This is a genomic window from Pontibacterium sp., from assembly GCF_964228735.1.
Classification (GTDB): domain Bacteria; phylum Pseudomonadota; class Gammaproteobacteria; order Pseudomonadales; family Balneatricaceae; genus Pontibacterium.
This window is the reverse complement of record NZ_CAXRBQ010000111.1, coordinates 22,274-39,013: the sequence shown is the minus strand read 5'-3', so window position 1 is coordinate 39,013 and position 16,740 is coordinate 22,274. Positions and strand designations below refer to the sequence as shown.

The 16,740-nt window shown below is 56.9% G+C and carries 13 protein-coding genes and 1 pseudogene; 4 read left to right on the top strand and 10 right to left on the bottom strand.

Annotated elements, in window-relative coordinates; genetic code table 11:
- Nucleotides 1-34: 34 nt before the first annotated feature.
- From ACEQ15_RS12690 to ACEQ15_RS12680, 3 genes are read right to left on the bottom strand one after another with little or no spacing between them, the layout of a single operon-like run.
- Nucleotides 35-940, bottom strand: coding sequence for an alpha/beta hydrolase (locus tag ACEQ15_RS12690; protein WP_370279560.1), 906 nt, complete (start codon nt 938-940; stop codon nt 35-37).
- An 11-nt stretch (nt 941-951) separates the two neighbouring features.
- The gene (mutM, locus tag ACEQ15_RS12685) at nt 952-1,764 is read right to left on the bottom strand and encodes a bifunctional DNA-formamidopyrimidine glycosylase/DNA-(apurinic or apyrimidinic site) lyase (protein WP_370279559.1); all 813 of its coding nucleotides are present in this window, start codon (nt 1,762-1,764) and stop codon (nt 952-954) included.
- A 55-nt stretch (nt 1,765-1,819) separates the two neighbouring features.
- Nucleotides 1,820-2,698, bottom strand: a complete 879-nt coding sequence (locus tag ACEQ15_RS12680) for a DMT family transporter (RefSeq protein ID WP_370279558.1) — start codon at nt 2,696-2,698, stop codon at nt 1,820-1,822.
- Nucleotides 2,699-2,842: 144 nt separating this feature from the next.
- On the opposite strand from ACEQ15_RS12680, the gene ACEQ15_RS12675 reads away from it, so the two are divergent.
- Nucleotides 2,843-4,258: a PLP-dependent aminotransferase family protein gene (locus ACEQ15_RS12675; RefSeq protein ID WP_370279557.1), complete on the top strand. Its 1,416-nt coding sequence runs from the start codon at nt 2,843-2,845 to the stop codon at nt 4,256-4,258.
- An 8-nt stretch (nt 4,259-4,266) separates the two neighbouring features.
- Here the strand turns inward: ACEQ15_RS12675 and rlmF are convergent.
- The 3 genes and pseudogenes from rlmF to ACEQ15_RS12660 form a co-directional block, all read right to left on the bottom strand.
- A pseudogene (rlmF, locus tag ACEQ15_RS12670) lies at nt 4,267-5,288 on the bottom strand (23S rRNA (adenine(1618)-N(6))-methyltransferase RlmF).
- A gap of 110 nt (nt 5,289-5,398) precedes the next feature.
- Complete coding sequence (locus ACEQ15_RS12665) at nt 5,399-6,304, bottom strand: MBL fold metallo-hydrolase (protein ID WP_370279556.1); 906 nt, start codon at nt 6,302-6,304, stop codon at nt 5,399-5,401.
- 69 nt (nt 6,305-6,373) lie between these two features.
- Nucleotides 6,374-6,799 carry a hypothetical protein gene (locus tag ACEQ15_RS12660; RefSeq protein ID WP_370279555.1) on the bottom strand — a complete coding sequence of 142 codons (426 nt, stop codon included), beginning with the start codon at nt 6,797-6,799 and terminating at the stop codon, nt 6,374-6,376.
- Between the two features lie 277 nt (nt 6,800-7,076).
- On the opposite strand from ACEQ15_RS12660, the gene ACEQ15_RS12655 reads away from it, so the two are divergent.
- A complete protein-coding gene (locus ACEQ15_RS12655) occupies nt 7,077-7,256 on the top strand; it encodes a hypothetical protein (protein ID WP_370279554.1) in 180 nt (59 codons plus the stop codon).
- Between the two features lie 369 nt (nt 7,257-7,625).
- Here ACEQ15_RS12655 and rpmG read toward each other — a convergent pair whose 3' ends face one another.
- Entirely contained in the window at nt 7,626-7,793 is a 168-nt protein-coding gene (gene rpmG / locus ACEQ15_RS12650; RefSeq protein ID WP_282354367.1) for a 50S ribosomal protein L33, read from the bottom strand.
- A gap of 11 nt (nt 7,794-7,804) precedes the next feature.
- Nucleotides 7,805-8,041 (bottom strand): 50S ribosomal protein L28, encoded by a 237-nt coding sequence (gene rpmB, locus ACEQ15_RS12645; protein ID WP_282354370.1) that lies wholly within the window; start codon nt 8,039-8,041, stop codon nt 7,805-7,807.
- 410 nt (nt 8,042-8,451) lie between these two features.
- Here rpmB and ACEQ15_RS12640 point away from each other — a divergent pair, with 410 nt between their 5' ends.
- Both ACEQ15_RS12640 and ACEQ15_RS12635 read left to right on the top strand, forming a co-directional pair.
- Nucleotides 8,452-11,199, top strand: coding sequence for an EAL domain-containing protein (locus ACEQ15_RS12640; protein ID WP_370279553.1), 2,748 nt, complete (start codon nt 8,452-8,454; stop codon nt 11,197-11,199).
- Nucleotides 11,200-11,213: 14 nt separating this feature from the next.
- Nucleotides 11,214-12,062 (top strand): HDOD domain-containing protein, encoded by an 849-nt coding sequence (locus ACEQ15_RS12635; RefSeq protein ID WP_370279552.1) that lies wholly within the window; start codon nt 11,214-11,216, stop codon nt 12,060-12,062.
- A gap of 50 nt (nt 12,063-12,112) precedes the next feature.
- Here the strand turns inward: ACEQ15_RS12635 and ACEQ15_RS12630 are convergent, their stop codons facing one another.
- Both ACEQ15_RS12630 and ACEQ15_RS12625 read right to left on the bottom strand, forming a co-directional pair.
- On the bottom strand, nt 12,113-15,247 hold the full coding sequence (locus ACEQ15_RS12630; protein ID WP_370279551.1) for an efflux RND transporter permease subunit: 3,135 nt from the start codon (nt 15,245-15,247) through the stop codon (nt 12,113-12,115).
- Complete coding sequence (locus ACEQ15_RS12625; RefSeq protein ID WP_370279550.1) at nt 15,244-16,635, bottom strand: efflux RND transporter periplasmic adaptor subunit; 1,392 nt, start codon at nt 16,633-16,635, stop codon at nt 15,244-15,246. The genes ACEQ15_RS12630 and ACEQ15_RS12625 overlap by 4 nt, the downstream gene beginning before the upstream one ends.
- Nucleotides 16,636-16,740 lie beyond the last annotated feature (105 nt).

Genomic DNA, 16,740 nt, shown 5'->3' with positions numbered 1-16,740 from the left:
GTGACAGTCCGGTGAAACCCTTTTTACGCTTTGATTACAGGTTTTCCAACAACCAGTTAGCGGCGACATCGACCAGTTTGTCGGTACGCAGCCAGGGCACCATGTGGCCGCATCGTTCCATTTCCAGCAGTTCAAACGGGTGTTTACACTGCTCCACCACCCGTTTTGAGTACATCAGCGGCAACACTTCATCACGGTCGCCATGGATGATTGCACTCTTAAACGGATACGCCTGTTTCAGCACGCCGCAGGTCTGGGAAAAGACACTGGAGAGGGTGCGCAGCGGGTAGTCGAACACCACCAGCGGGTCGTTGTTGATCTCCTCCCCGGCCGGATGACTGGCCAGCAGCAGTTCAAAGTCGACAAACATCCGCAGTGGCACTTTCATGTATGGGAAGAACATGGCGCTGGCGTGGGTCCACTGCCAGCCCATCTGATGCACAAAATCCGGGGCGATATCCGGCAGCAGAAGTGTACCGCACAGGACCGCTTCCAGACGCTCATCCTGCTCCGCAGCCGCCACCCCCAGCAATGCGCCGATGGAGTAACCAAACACCGCAAACGGGCCATCAAAACGCTGCTGCAGATGATCGATCAACTGGGAAACGTAGTCACATACCTGAGGCACGGTGTACAGGCCGCGTGGCCCACCGGAATAACCGTGCCCCGGCAGATCGATACCCACCACGTTGAAACCACGCGCGCTAAGCTTACCCAGCATCTCGGCGTACAGCTCACAGTAGGTTCCGATGCCCGGCAGGAAAATGACCGTTGGCGCTGCTACGTCATATTCATACAACTCACAGTGCACACCGTCGCTGCCCAGCCGAAAGGCCTGACGTTTCTCCAGCCATGGCTGCAACTGCAGTTTTTCCCGCAGACGTTCCCGGTCCTTGCTGCCTTCCTGCGTCAGCGCCGCGTGGCGTACACGTACGTTCATAGTTTCACTTCCTAGCGCTGACAGTGGCTACAGTAGACCGTAGACCGCTGCCCCAGACGAATCTCTTTTAAGGGTTTCTTACAGCTCACGCAGGGCTCCCCTGCCCGGCCATAGACGTTCAGTTGTTGCTTGAAGTACCCCGGCTTACCATCGCCACCGACAAAATCCTTCAAGGTTGTGCCGCCCTGTTCGATTGCAGCTGCCAGCACGCGTTTGACCTCGTACACCAGACGGTTCATACGTGTCGCCGAGATCTGACCGGCAGCACGCTTGGGATGGATACCGGCGGCGAACAGGGCTTCGTTGGCGTAGATGTTCCCCACACCCACTACCACCTTGCTGTCCATCAGGAAGGTTTTGATCGCTGTCTTGCGTCCTTTGGCTTTGGCCAGCAGGTACTGATCATCGAAGTCATCGCTGAGCGGTTCCGGACCCAGGTGAGCAAGCAGCTCGTGCACCTCGCCCGCATCCTGCCACAGTACTGCGCCAAAGCGACGCGGATCGGTCAGGCGTAGGGCCTTGCCGTCACTCAGGCAGAGATCCACATGGTCGTGTTTACCGGGCTCTTTGCTGCGCTCCACCACGCGCAAGCTGCCGGACATGCCAAGATGTACCAGCAGGTAACCACAATCAAATTGCAGGAGCAGGTATTTACCACGGCGCTTCACTGCTTCTACGGTTTTGCCGGGTAACAGAGCACTGAGTTCAGCGGGAACGGGCCAGCGCAAACGGGGCTGGCGTACATCAAGAGTGGAAACTTTTCGCCCCACCACATGGGGTTCGATGCCCCGCCGGGTGGTTTCTACTTCAGGTAACTCGGGCATGATGGATCATGAAATGAACAATGGCAGGCCATCATACCCGATCTATATGACAACGTCAGGCGCGGCGCAGCACCAGGTAGATCCCCAGTACGGTGATGCCGATGGCCAGCATCCCCATCAGGTTCAGGGTCTCGTCAAACAACAACCAGGCCTCAATCGCCGTCAGCGGTGGTACCAGATAGAAGTAACTGGCCACCTTGGCTGATTCCCCCTCACGGATCATTAGCATCAACAGCAGGATGGCGCTGACCGACAAACCAAACACCATCCATAGCAACGCCGCGATCAGTTCAGGCTGCCAGTCGATATGACCGGTTTCAAAACTGAATGCCAGCACTGCCATGGCGATTGCGGTCATCAGGTACTGGTAGAATGCCCCGGTAATCAGGTCGGTACCGCCACCAAAGCGCTTCTGGTAAAGCGTACCCACGGAGATAGCCACCAGCGCGGCAATGGCGGCACTCATGGTGGACCACTCCACCTCAAACTGACCGCCTTGTTCACCGGAGGCCAGCACCAGCGCTACACCGATAAAACCAATCACCAGACCCAACCACTGCTTGGCGCGCAGGCTTTCGCCCATCAACTGCCAGCTCATCAACGCCGTCAGCAGGGGCTGCAAGCCCATGATCAGCGAGGTCACCCCCGCCGGCATGCCCCACTCAATGGCAGCAAAGACACCACCCAGATAGGTTGCGTGGACCAGAAAGCCGGTCACCATCTGGTGCATCGCCTGAACCGGCGAGGGCCAGCGTGATTTCAAGACCAGCGCCAGGGCACCAAAGGCCACCAGCGTGAGCAGCATTCGGATCAGCAGGACATGGAACGGCTCGATATAGGGACCGGCGTACTTGGCACCGATAAAACCGGTACTCCAGAGCACGACAAACACAAAGGGCACCGCCTGTACCCAACGTTTCTGTAAATCACCCATAACCCAATCCACTGCGAATCTGTTGATTTGAGCCGACAATGTACGGGCTGCGCGTGATGCTTTAAAGGCACAGCACCGATCTAAAAACATGGGTACAGACACTAATTAATTGCCATTTATATACATTAATGACTTACTGTACCCATGAAACGTTATGAACAGGTCACCCACCATCTGCGAGAGCAGATCGAAAGCAGCCAACTGCGTCCGGGCGAACCCCTGCCCTCCCTGCGCAGCCTGAGCGAGCGCCTGGCAGTGAGCAAAAACACCGTGATCCATGCCTACCAACAGCTGGAAGCGGAGGGCCTGATCGAGCCACGCTCTCGCCAGGGGTTCTTTGTCAGCCACAACCAGCCGCAGCCGGAGTTGTCGGCAACCCCCCGCCCGGTCACATTGGGGGCATTGGCGCTGAACGTAATCCGTGCGGCCTCCCAGTCCGACCTGCAACCATTGGGCAGTGCCGACCCGGACACCCGTTTTCCGGCGCGTACCCAGCTGTACAAAACCGTGGCGCGCAACGCCCGGGCCCGCGCCCATTTCCAGCCTGCAATCAGCCATTACCAGCCGCCACCTGGCAGCGACCTGCTGCGTACCCGGTTGGCGCACCATATTAGCGAGACCGCCTTCAGCTGCCAGCCGCAGGAGATCATCATCTGCAACGGCACTCAGGAGGGGATCAGCCTGAGTCTGCGCGCAGTTGCCCAGCCCGGCGACATCATCGCCGTGGAATCACCCAGCTTTTACGGCACCTTGCAGTGTATTGAAGCGTTGGGACTCAAAGTGTTGGAAGTGCCCACGATTCCCGGCGAGGGGATCAATCTCTCTTTGCTGGAAAAACTGCTGAAGGCATGGCCGGTCAAGGCCCTGTTGCTCAACCCCAATATCAATAATCCGCTGGGCTTTCAGGTACAGCGCAGCCATCAGGAAAAGTTGATGGCACTCACCGCCCCGTATCAGCTGCCAATCATCGAGGATGACGTGTTTGGCGAACTCAACTACCAGAGCCACCGCGCACCGCCCCTCAAGGCACTGGACCGCGATGGTCGCGTGATTCTGTGCAGCTCCTTCTCCAAGACACTGGATACCGATATCCGCTTGGGTTGGGTGATTCCCGGCAAGTTCTACGAGGAGGTGAACTACTTCAAGTACGTCACCACGCTGGCTTCCTCCGGTCTGATCCAGGAGGCCTGTGCGGAGTTTATGGCCGAACGTCGTTTTGCCCGTCACCTGCGCCGGGTGAAGCGAACCTATAAGCAACGCTGGGAACTGTTTGCTGAAGATATGAACCGCCACATGCCCGGCGAGGTGATCTATTCCCATCCGGAAGGCGGCTATCTGTGTTGGCTGGAACTGCCCAAAGGCTGTGACGGCGACCGCATCTACCAACAAGCGTTGGCAGAGCAGATCGCCATCACACCGGGTAGCCTGTTTTCAACCGAGGGGATCTACCGCCACTGCATCCGCCTTAACTTCTCGGTCTACGATGGCAGTAGCGAGATCCGTAATGCCCTGGTCCGGGTAAGTGAACTGGTCCGTGCGGAGATACAGCGCGCAGGCTGACGGCATCTTTAGCGGGATGCCGCCCATTGCCAGCGGTCGTCCTCACTCAGGTAACTCCACGCCAGGATACGGCTGACCTTGTTGCCCTGCCCCATTGGAATCACCTCAACAGAGACTGCGCCTACCTGTTTGAGTGCCTTTTTCAGGGGGGACAGGTTGTCGCTGCTAGCGATCAGGCTGGTAAACCAGCACACCTGGTCGGCAAAAGCCTGGCTTTCCTCCACCATGCTACGCACAAAGGCCAACTCGCCCCCCGGACACCACAGTTCGTTGTTCTGACCGCCAAAGTTCAGCGTGGGTTTGCCCTTCGTGTTCTTTTCCAGCCCCAGGTTTTTCAGCTTACGGCGGGTTCCGGCGGCCGCGATCTCTGCGGAGGCATGGAACGGTGGATTACAGAGGCTGAAGTCAAACAGCTCGTCCCGCTTAATCACACCGTTGAAAATCTGCTGCGGTTGCTTCTGCTGACGCAGACGAATAGCACCTTTCAATACCGGGTTCGCCTCGCTGATCAGCTTCGCAGAAGCCAACGCAACCGGGTCGATCTCCGCCCCCACAAAACCCCAGCCGTAGCTGCGATGACCCACAATCGGGTAAATCAGGTTGGCACCGGTACCAATATCCAGTCCCCGGATGCCACGTCCCGTTGGAACCTCGCCACCGTTGTCACGGGCCAGCAAATCTGCCAGGTGGTGGATATAGTCGGCGCGCCCCGCACCGGCGGGCACAGATAACCGGGCGGAATATCCCAATGCAGCAAACCGTAGTGATGGATCAACAGCGCTTTATTCAGAGTTTTCACCGCCGCAGGATCAGCAAAATCAACCGACAGGTCACCAAACCGGTTTTCGGCCACAAACGGTTCCAGCTCGGGACAGGCCTCAATCAATATTGGCAGGTCGTAACGCCCCGAGTGTGGATTGCGCGGATGCAAACCCGGCTTGCCGGACTGGGCTTTAGATGGCTTTGTTTGTGGCTGTGTCCGGGCCTTTATTCGGGAATGGGACTGAGCCTTGGAGGATCGGGAGGTCATACGGCTACCGTTGCGAAAGGTGAACGGGCATTGTACCAGCCAGGGCTTTGTATTGGATGAGAGAAAGCGGAATCCCCCAGACCAGCAGAACGCCAGCCTGGGTAAACGGATCAAAGACTGGCGTATACGATGCCGATCCAGACCCGGGTCGAGAGGAAACCATCAGCCCACGCATCCCAGCGATCGCTCAATCCTTTCAGCTGGATCTGCCCCAGGTTCATACCCTGGTCCTTCATCGCTTTCACTTCCGCAGCGGTCCCCACCAGCATCTCATGGAACGCTTGCAGGTCAGCTTTATTCGCCAATGGACCGTGCCCTGGAATGATCCTGGTGTCGTCGTTAATCCGGTCCAGGATCGCCTTCACGTTGTCGGCCATCTGCAGCACGTTGCCACCGCTGTCCACATCCACAAAGGGGAAGAAACCGTTAAAGAAGTGATCGCCCGTATGAACCACGTTGGCTTCGTCAAAGAACACCACGGTATCACCGTCGGTATGCCCACCCGGATAGTGCACCAGTTTGACCGTTTCACCGTTCATATGCAGTGTCAGGGTACTGTCGTAGGTAAGGGATGGAACGGCCGACTCCGGGTAGGGCTCTGACACCATATTAAACAGCTTGATCTCCTGCCGCGTCAGCAGTCGGGTACGCACATTGTCATGGGCGACGATCCGGGCGTGCTCACCCAACGCCAGGTTGCCCTGGGTATGGTCACCATGCCAATGGGTGTTGATCACGTAGGTCAGAGCATCCAGGCCACCCTGCCGGTTCAGCTCCTCTTTCAGTGCGGGCGACAGGTGGCGGTAGTCATCATCCACCAGCAACATCCCCTGATCACCTTTCAACAGCGCGATGTTGCCGCCTTTCCCCTGCAGTAACAGCACCTGCTCGCTTACAGGTGTAGTGCGAAAAGCGGGTGCATCCGCCTTATGCCCATGATTTTCGGCCTGCACCCAAAATGCCTGGCCACTTATCAGCGCTGCAGCCAACGCTATACCTACTTTCTTAAATACCATCGAAACTCCCTCCCCGTTGTTTTAAGTTTTCTGGCCCTACATGTACCAGTGGCCGATCCACCCTGGTACCTATTTCAGATCCTTGATCACCATCTTGATCTCGGCCCGCACCGCGTCGATTTCACCCACGACTGCGTTAGCGGCATCATCGTCACGGCCCAGCGCATTCCAGCTTCCGCCCCAGGTTTTACGTAACTGCTCCGCTTTGTTACCCACTTCGGGACTGATCAGGCTGCTCAGGTCCTGTATCAGGCCCACTTTGACCCAGCCTTTGCGCGGATTACCTGCAACCTGGTCCTGATCGTAGTGTGCGGCAAAGACCAGTTGCTCAAGCTCCGACAGGTTGTTCAGCACCTCGAACGCCGCCATACGGATATTGCTGTTGTCTTCCGTCACCTCCAGTCGCCAGGCGTTGTAACTGAACCCGACCAACGAGAAGGCCACACTGAACACCGCCGTGAAATAGTAGACTTTTAACTTACGTCCCAGCTCCATTTTTAACGCCCCGTCTTAACCCCTGATTCCCGGTGCCAAATAGCATCAATATAGGCCAAAACCCGAATTGCGAGAATGTTGGGAAAGCACCCAGGTTGAATATCAATCAACCTTTACTACAGTTTTATGAAACTTGCCTGAAAGGTTTGAAATATCAAAAACCTATTGCTATAAAACTGTATATACATTCGATGTACAAACGATATGCATTGGGTATCAGCACGATTTGCTTTATTCTTTAGCCACTGCAAGGACACCGGCCTGAGGTCAGAATTAGATGACTGGAACAAAAAAGAAGAAAGCGAAGAAGAATAGCCAACTGGTCATTCGCATAAATGATCAGGAACGAGACAACTTTGTTTCGTTGTGTGAAGAGCTGGATACCAGTGCTGCCCGTGAGATACGTCGTTTCATTCGCGCCTTTGTCGCAGAGAATGGTACCGATTCCGGCAGTTGAAGCGTCGTTTCAGCTGCCTTTTGTCAATGTATGACACAACTCACGCTAGGAGCTCTAAATCATGGCTAAGATTAAAGTCAAAGCAGTCAAGAAAGACATCAAAGCACGCCAGGCTAAAATCGCTAAGCATGAAGGCAAACTGAAAAAACTGAAAAAACTGCTGAAAAAAGCGAAGTAAGTCGCGTCAGTAGTAATTGTAAAAAGGAGTGGCGCTGTATCCACTCCTTTTTATTTGCCGCAAGCCTCCCCTTTCACGCATCGCAAACCACCCACCGGTCTTTCATATGCCCCGTACCCCGGGCGTCGGCTCCTGTCTTGCAGGCACAAAAAAACCCGACCAAGGCCGGGTTTTTTATCAGAAGAAAAATCTTATTTGATTTTAGCTTCTTTGTAGATCACGTGTTTGCGAACAACCGGGTCGTATTTCTTGAATTCGAACTTGTCCGGAGTGTTACGCTTGTTCTTAGTAGTGGTGTAGAAGTGACCAGTGCCCGCAGAGGAAACCAGTTTGATCTTATCAACAGTACCTTTAGCCATGATCCAGCTCCTTAAACTTTGATGCCGTTGGCACGGATGTCAGCCAGAACAACATCGATACCTTTTTTATCGATGATACGCATACCTTTAGAGGATACACGCAGGCGTACGAATTTGTTTTCGCTTTCTACCCAGAAACGGTGCCAGTGCAGGTTAGGCAGGAAACGACGACGAGTCTTACGCTGAGAGTGGGAAACGTTGTTCCCGGTTACTGGACGCTTACCAGTTACCATGCATACTTTAGCCATTGCTAAAAACCCTTATATAAATGTTCGTATACTTCTCACCGGATATTTATTGAAACAGCTTTCAACACCTGCACTCTCAGGCTCACAACATGCTGTTTCTCAGGCGGAGCGTCCTATACGAAGACAGAATACCATACCGGAGTGGGGCAAGAAGGCGGCAAATTATACACGATCCCATAGCCAGCACCAGCTTTTCTGCGTATTTTGTCACCAACACATCATTGGCCGCTGGGACGCAGGCTGCCCACAGCTGATTGAGATCAGGTCTGAGGATTGCGGCTACAAATGGAACGTGCGGGGTTACCCCCATTTGATGTAGACTCGATACCAGAAATAGCGCAGATTTCACCCAATCATTTGCGCCTGATCAAGCCAGGTATTATTCACCGACAAGCAGGATGTTTCGCTGTATGCCTAGTTCAAAGTTTCTGCGCCAGTTATCCGTAGTCGCCTTGTTCCTATTGGCATCCGCTTGGGCCGCACTCATCACCTACAGCTATCAGACTAGCGACCACGAACGCGACTTCCGCTACCAGACCGAAGCGCTGGCCAGCCATATCCAGACCCAGATGCAGCGTATCTTTGTGGCGGTGAACGGTGTCGGCGGCCTCGCCTCCACACACCCGGGCCTGAGCGCACACGAATTCCATAACTACCTGTACAGCGCCGACCTGTTTAAGCAGTTTCCCACCGTTCGGGCGATCGCTTATGCTCCACGCCTGATGGCGGAAGATCTGCCCCTGCTGGAGAAACGCCTGGCGAGTGATCCGGAGCGACAGCACCTGAAATACCCCCAGTTCCAACTCCAGCCGGACGGAGATCGGGAGGAGTACTTCCCTGCTATCCTGGTCGAACCGCTGGCGGGCAACGACAAGGTGTACGGTTTTGATCTCTGGGCCCTGCCTGCCCGACGATACGCGGCCCAGCGCGCCCTTGATGGTGGCCGCCCGATCCTCTCGGCCCCGGTGGTGCTGTCACAGGATGCGGAAACCGGCATCAAGAGTGTGCTCCTGCTCAGCCCGATCTATGCGGCCGGTATGCCAACAGATACCCTGCAGGAGCGGCGTAACGCCCATATCGGTTTTATATCGGCCGGATTTACCATCCGCTATGCACTGCAGCAGATTCTCAAGGAAGAGACCCAAAACAACCTGCAGTTCAGTCTGTACGATGCAGGCAGTACGGAACTGGCTCATCCCAAGCAACTCAATGCCGCCGACCTGCTTTACAGCCCACACCAGTCTGAATCTGCGGACACCAACGCTGATCAACAGCCGCCACTGAAAGCCTCGGTCACCTTCGCCGTTGGAGGACGCCACTGGCACCTGACCGCCGAAAGGCCGCTGTTGCTCTCATGGATGGATCAGTACGCCACACCGGTTTTGATCATGCTGTTGGGCCTGGCACTTGGAATGGGTGCGGCACGCCTGCTGGAAGACCGACTGGCATCGCGGGATACACGCAAACGACTCAAGTTCGCTGAGAGCGAAGTCGATGCCTTCTTTGATATGTCCGTGGATATGTTCTGCGTGGTCGGTTTTGACGGCTACTTTAAGCAGATCAACCCGGCCTGGGTGAGCAGTCTTGGTCACGATAAAGAGTTCCTGCTGCACACCCCGCTCAAGCAACTGATTCACCCGGATGATCTGTCACGTTCCAATCAGATTATGGAAGGCCTGCGTAACGGTGAAACCATCACCGACTTCCGTAACCGCTACCGCACCCATGACGGCAATTACCGTTGGTTGAGCTGGCGCGGCACCGCAGCCCCGAACGAAAAACTGATCTTCGCCGTGGCCCGCGATGTCACCGCCAAGATGGCGATTGAAGAGAAGATGCAGCGACTGGCCTATTTCGACTCTCTGACCGCACTGGCCAACCGTTCCAACTTTATGGAGCAGCTCAACCGCGAGATCACGCTGGCTCAGCGTCAGAACAACCGCCTGGCGATCTTCTACATCGACCTGGACGGCTTCAAGGACGTAAACGATAGCATGGGCCACGATGCCGGCGACTACCTGCTACAGCATGTGGCGGGTCGCCTGCGTTCCCAGTTGCGCGGCTCCGACTTTGCCGCACGTTTGGGCGGCGACGAATTCTGCATCCTGATCAAGGACCTGTCCGGCGATTACTCGGCCCCGGCTGCCGCACAGCGTATCCTGCAGGAGATCAGCGATCCGGTTGATCTGGGCCCGCGTACGGTGATGCCACGCGCCAGTATCGGCATCGCTTACTTTCCTGAAGATGGCGAAGACTGCAACAGCCTGCTGAAAGCGGCCGACAGTGCCATGTACTCCGCCAAGTTTGCCGGCAAGCACCGCTACGCCTGTTATCAGCCCCATATGACCGAAGCGGCCATGGAGCGCCTGCAGATGGAGCAGGACCTGCGCTACGCCATCGAGCACAACGAGCTGGAGTTGCACTACCAACCTCAGATCTGCCTGCAGACCGGCATGCTGAAAGGCGTCGAAGCGCTGGTACGCTGGCGCCACCCGGAAAAAGGGTTGATCATGCCACTGCAGTTTATCGAAACCGCCGAGCGCCTGCGCATCATTGATGCATTGGGTGAGTGGGTGCTGAATACTGCCTGCACCCAGGCGATGCAGTGGTACCAGAGTGGCCGCGAGCGCTTTACCATCGCGGTGAATATCTCCCCGCTGCATTTTGAAGATCCGGAACTGCTGCCAACGGTGAAGGATGCGCTGCTGCGTTCCGGCCTGCCGCCGGAGTACCTGGAGCTGGAGATCACCGAAACCCGTATCCTGCAAACTCAGGCGGGCCAGGCCAATGCAACAGCCCTGCGCCGCATGGGTGTACATGTAGCCGTTGATGATTTTGGCACCGGCTATTCGTCACTTCAGCTGCTGCAACAGCTGGAGATCGACACCATCAAAATTGATCGATCGTTTATTGCGCCACTCGCAGAACAGCCAGAGGCTGCTATCCTTCTTGGCACGATTATCGGTGCGGCACACGCATTTGGTGCCAAGGTAATCGCAGAGGGGGTAGAAACGCTGGAGCAAGCCCGCATTCTGCATGGTGTTGGCAGTGATCTGGTGCAGGGATATTACTTCTGTCACCCGGTTCCGGCGCTGGAACTGCCGTCGGGCGATCAATCACTCTATCCGAAAGAATCCACAGCCGATTTGGCTGAATAAGGAAACTAAACTGCATGACCGACGCGCTCACCCTGCAGGGTAAAACCCTGCGTCTGCCTGTTATCTCGCCGGGGGCTGCCACACTGATGCAGCAACTGTCGGACGATACGATCCCGTTTGACCAGCTGGCAGCGGTCATCGAGCGCTTCCCCACTATCACTGCACGCCTGATCGCACTGGCCAACTCCGCCTGGGCCGGTTCCGCCCGCGAAGTCACCAACCTGCCCGATGCCTGCACCCGCCTTGGCTTCAACGTCGTGCGTAGCACCAGCATCGCGCTGATCGTGTCGGCGCCGTTTAATCCCAACCGCTGCCCGCTGTTTTCGCCGGTGCAGTACTGGCGGGATTCGATGCTGATTGCCGAGGCCGCGTTCGGACTCAGCTCCAACCAACTGCCCGAGCCCCTGTGTGACCAAACTATGCGTACCATGGGCCTGCTACATAACCTGGGATTGCTCTGGCTGGCCGACAGTATGCCGGAGGAGACCCAGGCAGCGCTGACGCTTACACTGGAGGATAGCGGCATCAGCCTCAGCGAAGCGCTGATCCGCACCTGTGGATTTGACTACGCGGTTGCGGCTGAAGCGCTGTGTACCACCTGGCAACTGCCGGATGCGATCACCCGGGTGCTGGCGCACCAGAACGATCCACACTACCGGGACGATCTGTGGCAGGGTCCGGAGCTACTGCGCCTGAGCAAAGCAATGATCAAACAGCTGGGTGAGGCCACGCCGGACAGTCTGACCCCGCTGGAAAACGACGCGCTAGGCATCAGCTTCAGCGATCTGCGCGCCGAGTACCGTCGCCTGGAAAAGCTGCACCCACGTATCAACGAGCTGGCCAGCACCCTGTTCCTGGCTTAAGCCTAATCCGAACCCTCTCTCAGCACCGGTTCTAGCCGCTGACCACCGTTTCAGGCGGTGGTCAGTCCCGGTGTATTATCCACATCCGGTTCATCCGTATCGGACTCATCGATCTCGGTAAAACCAAAGTCTTCTAGGATGGCGTAGGCCGCCGGCAATACCAGCAATAACAGCAGGGTGGAGGTGATCATGCCAAACACCACGCTGGCCACCAGCGGTACCAACACCTGCGCCTGCAAACTGGTTTCCGACAGCAGCGGCAACATGCCCGCCACGGTAGTCACCGAGGTGAGGAAGATGGCGCGGAAGCGATCACGTACCGCCTGACCGGCTGCATCATGCAGGCTCAGCCCCTCGCGGGAGCGGATCTTCACAAACTCCACCAACAGGATTGAGTCGTTCACCACCACCCCAGCCAGGGAGACAAAACCGATCATACTCGGCAGGCTCAGGTTGAGCCCCATTAGCATATGGCCCCAGATCACCCCGATCAGCGCCAGCGGAATATTCAGCAGGACAATCAGCGGTTCCTTGTAGTTACGGAACTGCAAACTGAGCAGCAAGAACACGCCGGCGATGCCCAGCACAAAACCGGTCAGCACCGAACCGCTGGTCTCCTGGTTGTTTTTCACCTCACCTTCCAGGCTGAAGGTCAGCTCCGGATAACGTTGCTGCAAGGTCGTCAGGAAGCGGTTACGGGTATCACTGATGATTTCGCTGGTATTGGCGATCTCCGAGTCCACATCACCGGAGATAGTCACCGTGCGCTGATGGTTGATGCGCTGGATACGGGAGAACTCACGCTCCTCCTGTACCGCCGCCACTGCACTCAGGGGGATATCCAGACCTGACTTGTTAAACAGCACCAGGTTTTCAAAGTCGCTCAGGGCCTGTTCTTCGCTACTGTCCAGCTTTACCGTCACTTCGTAGGCGTCACGGCCCTGATAAATATCGCTGACCTTCACGCCCTGATAGGCAGCCCGCAGCTGGTTCGCCAGATCACGTGCATCGATACCCGAATCCAGCGCACCCGGCAGCAGACGCACGTTTAACTGCGGTTTACCCGGTCGCAGGTCGTCCATGATGTTGGAGACACCGTCATAACCCTTGAGCCAGGTTTGCAACTCCCAGCTGGCACGGGACAGTTGCTGCAGATCATCGCCCTGCAGGCGGATTGAGATCGCCTGTCCGGCCGGGCCAAACTGTGGTTCCTTGAACTGGATCGATACCGCATCCGGGAATAACGGCGAGGTTTCCCGCCACAGACGCATCAGCTCCACCAGCGAGGTCTGGCGCTTCTCCGCATCAAGCAAGTCGAGGCTGATAGTGGCCAGATGGCCACCCTCTTCATTGGCATCGGCATTCTGACTGAAGGAGACCTGGACGTTTTTCACCAGCTCCCCCTGTGGTTCCGGCGGCAGCTGGGCAAGGGAATTGTCGAGGCTGGCCAGCAGTTCGCTGACCACGGTTTCGGTGCGGGCAAACGGTGTGCCCTGCGGCATCAGCACTCGCGCTTCCAGACGGTTGCCCTCGATATCCGGGAAGCCCTTAAACTTCACCACCCCGGCAGCCATCAGGCCCACCGAGAAAACAAACATCACCAGCGCCAGGCCCACCACCAGATAACGGTAGGCAATTGCCAGATCGGCAAGGCACCCGACACGCTCACGCAGGTGCTCAAAGCCGCGTTCAAATTTGTCACGCCATGCAGGCTTCTGCTCCTGGGCACGGTGCTCCAGGGAGTGTTTGAGGTGGTGCGGCAGGATCAGAAAGGCCTCCACCAGGCTGACCGTCAGCACCGCCAGCAGCACCACGGGCAGTACGCCGAGGATCTGGCCCATATCACCTTTCAGGAACAACAGGCTGCCAAACAGGATGGCAGAGGTGACAAAGGAGGAGAATACCCCACGCGCCACCTTTTTCACCCCGTCGATCGCCGCATTCAGGGCGTCTTTACCCTTGCGGAATTCGCTCTCGATACTCTCCGACAGTACAATCGCGTCATCCATCAGGATGCCAATCGCCATCAACAGCGCCACCATGGAGATCATATTGATGCTGATACCAAAGGTGCTCATCACCACCAGGCCACCGAGGAAGGAGATCGGCAGTCCCATCGCCACCCAGAAGGTGTAACGCCAGGCAAAGAACATAAACAGAGCAAAGGTCGCCAGCAGCAATCCCTGCCAGCCGTTGTTGAGCAGCAGGTTGAGTCGGTCCTTGACGATGGATGCCGCATCCTGGGTAATCACCAGGCGGGTTGTCTCCGGCAGGCGGGCGTTCTCCTGGTCCACGAAGTCTTTCACTGCGTTGAAGACGGTCAGCGTATCGTCGGTTTTATTCTTGCTCACCTGAATCAGTGCCGCCGGATGGCCGTTCAGCTCGGTGCGTTTCTCCTCGTCGGAGAAGTTATCCTCGATGCGGGCGATATCCCCCAGACGTAGCTGACCACCCTTTTCGCTGTTGAGGATGATCAACTCTTCCAACTCGCGGATGGTGCGGCGCTCGTTCTCAAAGCGGACCTGGTAGGAACCCGCGCTGGCATCCAGCACACCGGCCGGCAGATCCAGCGCCTGTGCACTGATCAGGTCGGCTACGTCCTGCACGCTGAGGTTGTACTGGCGCAACACCTCGGGTTTCAGCAGCACACTGAGTTCGTGATCAGAGAAACCACTGACGGTGACGATTGGCACTTCCGGCAAGGTCAGCAGGCGGTTACGGTAGTACTCGGCCAGCGCTTTCAGCTCGGGCTGGGTCAGGTCGGCGGTGATTGCCACGCTCAGCACCGCTTCGGTACGGCCCAGCTCTTTCACCACCGCCTTTTCCACGTTATCCGGAAACTCGGTAATGCCGTCCACGGCCGCATTGACGTCGTCCAGGAACTGCTTGATGTCGCCCTGCTCCTGCATATCCAGGGTCAGGGTACCCTGGCCATCACGGGCCTCACAGGCCTGCTCTTCCAGGAAGCTGATACCGTCGGTAGCATCCTCCAGGCGGTTGCAGATCCCCTCCTCCACTTCGGACGGGCTAGCGCCCGGGTACGGCACGGTCACCTGCACCTTGTTCTGCTTCACTTCCGGGAAGGTCTCTTTGTTCAGCGACGGCAACGCCACCGCGCCCAATAGCAGTATCACCACCATCAGGATATTGGCGGCGGTTGGGTGTGCTGCGAAATAGCGGATCATTGCGCCACCGCTCCTTCAGCCGGGGAAGCCTGCAAACGGGCCCCGGCGGCCTGCTCACGCAGATCTTGCTGTAGCTCTTCATCCACCTGTGCAGTCAGAGGCATGCCCGGAATGACCGGGATCAGGTCATTCACGATCAACTGCTCGCCACCGCTGAGGCCATGTTTGATCACCGCCAGTTCACCCTGCAGCAGCGCCACCTCAACCGGACGGATCTCCAGATTGCCTTCGGCATCTACCAGATACACGCGCCCCTGATGCAACGCTTTATACGGGATCACCAGGGCGTCACGGGGTGGGGTGTAGATCTCAACCTGGGTGAACATTCCCTTGATCAGCGGCGGGCGCACACCTGGAATCACTTTTTCGTAGGGTTTATCCACAGCCACCACAATCCCGAGGGTACGGCGCTGGGGATCGATCGATTCGGACAAACGTTGCACTTCCGCCTGCCAGCGCGCTTGTTGTGGATCCCCCACCAGCGTCACCTCGGCCTGTAACTGCATCGCCTTCAGGACGTTGGACAGGTTGGTGACATCCAGATTGACCTCCCGGGTGCCCAGCGGCGCCACCAGACCACGCATCTGACGCACCGGCACCTGGGCGTTGATTTCTACGCCATCCAGGTTGAGCGCTTCAAACAGCAGGGCTCCGGCAGTGACAAACTCGCCCTGCTCCACCGGCACATCACCGATACGGGCATCAAACGGCATGGTGATCTCGGTGCGGCCCAGTGTGGTCTGCTGGCCTTTAACCTGCTCCTCGGCACGGGTGATCTTGGCTTTTTCGGCAGCGATGCGGCTGGCGTAGGTGTTCATCTGCCCCTGCAGGTCACTCACCGACTGACGCAACTGGATCACCTTCTGTTCTTCAGCATCCAGAGTGGAGCGGGCGATCAGGCGTTTGTTCCAGATATCCTGCACACGGGCCAGCTCCTTCTCGCCCACCCGCAGATTTTCCTGTGCCAGCTTCAGCGAGCGGGCCGTGGTGCGCTGCTCCTCCTGAATCTGTTTCAGTGCCGACTCGCTGGACTGGAGATCTGCTTCACTCTGCTTGAGGGAGACCAGGAAGTCATCCGCCTCGATCCGCACCACTACGGTACCGGCCGCAATACTGCCGCCCTGCTTCAGCTCCGGGTGCAGGTAGGTGATCTTGCCATTCAACTCCGCTTTGCTCTGCAGGCTGATGGCGGGCTCCACATTACCGTAGGCACTCACGCGGGCCCGGAACGGCAGCGACTCAACCGGGATCACCTCCACCGTGCGGGGTTTCATCTGAGTGTTGTTGTGCTGCACCGGAGGTTTGTTCTTCACCATCATGACCGTGAGACCAATGCCCAGGGCCAGAACAATCAGCAGGATAATGGGTTTTTGCAGCAGTTTTTTCATCGTCGGATCCAATCACCAGCGGCCGAAAGAGATAGCAAGAAGATATAGTTCAGCATAGTTATATATCAGCGGGCGCTTAAATAACTCTGTTTTAACCAAACTTTA

What these genes read in the sequence shown, in the direction of transcription:
- ACEQ15_RS12660 (WP_370279555.1), bottom strand. Translation starts at nt 6,799, where the DNA reads ATGGAGCTGGGACGTAAGTTAAAAGTCTACTATTTCACGGCGGTGTTC.
- ACEQ15_RS12635 (WP_370279552.1), top strand. Translation starts at nt 11,214, where the DNA reads ATGACCGACGCGCTCACCCTGCAGGGTAAAACCCTGCGTCTGCCTGTT.
- ACEQ15_RS12625 (WP_370279550.1), bottom strand. Translation starts at nt 16,635, where the DNA reads ATGAAAAAACTGCTGCAAAAACCCATTATCCTGCTGATTGTTCTGGCC.
- rpmB (WP_282354370.1), bottom strand. Translation starts at nt 8,041, where the DNA reads ATGGCTAAAGTATGCATGGTAACTGGTAAGCGTCCAGTAACCGGGAAC.
- ACEQ15_RS12690 (WP_370279560.1), bottom strand. Translation starts at nt 940, where the DNA reads ATGAACGTACGTGTACGCCACGCGGCGCTGACGCAGGAAGGCAGCAAG.
- ACEQ15_RS12630 (WP_370279551.1), bottom strand. Translation starts at nt 15,247, where the DNA reads ATGATCCGCTATTTCGCAGCACACCCAACCGCCGCCAATATCCTGATG.
- ACEQ15_RS12655 (WP_370279554.1), top strand. Translation starts at nt 7,077, where the DNA reads ATGACTGGAACAAAAAAGAAGAAAGCGAAGAAGAATAGCCAACTGGTC.
- ACEQ15_RS12640 (WP_370279553.1), top strand. Translation starts at nt 8,452, where the DNA reads ATGCCTAGTTCAAAGTTTCTGCGCCAGTTATCCGTAGTCGCCTTGTTC.
- rpmG (WP_282354367.1), bottom strand. Translation starts at nt 7,793, where the DNA reads ATGGCTAAAGGTACTGTTGATAAGATCAAACTGGTTTCCTCTGCGGGC.
- mutM (WP_370279559.1), bottom strand. Translation starts at nt 1,764, where the DNA reads ATGCCCGAGTTACCTGAAGTAGAAACCACCCGGCGGGGCATCGAACCC.
- ACEQ15_RS12675 (WP_370279557.1), top strand. Translation starts at nt 2,843, where the DNA reads ATGAAACGTTATGAACAGGTCACCCACCATCTGCGAGAGCAGATCGAA.
- ACEQ15_RS12680 (WP_370279558.1), bottom strand. Translation starts at nt 2,698, where the DNA reads ATGGGTGATTTACAGAAACGTTGGGTACAGGCGGTGCCCTTTGTGTTT.
- ACEQ15_RS12665 (WP_370279556.1), bottom strand. Translation starts at nt 6,304, where the DNA reads ATGGTATTTAAGAAAGTAGGTATAGCGTTGGCTGCAGCGCTGATAAGT.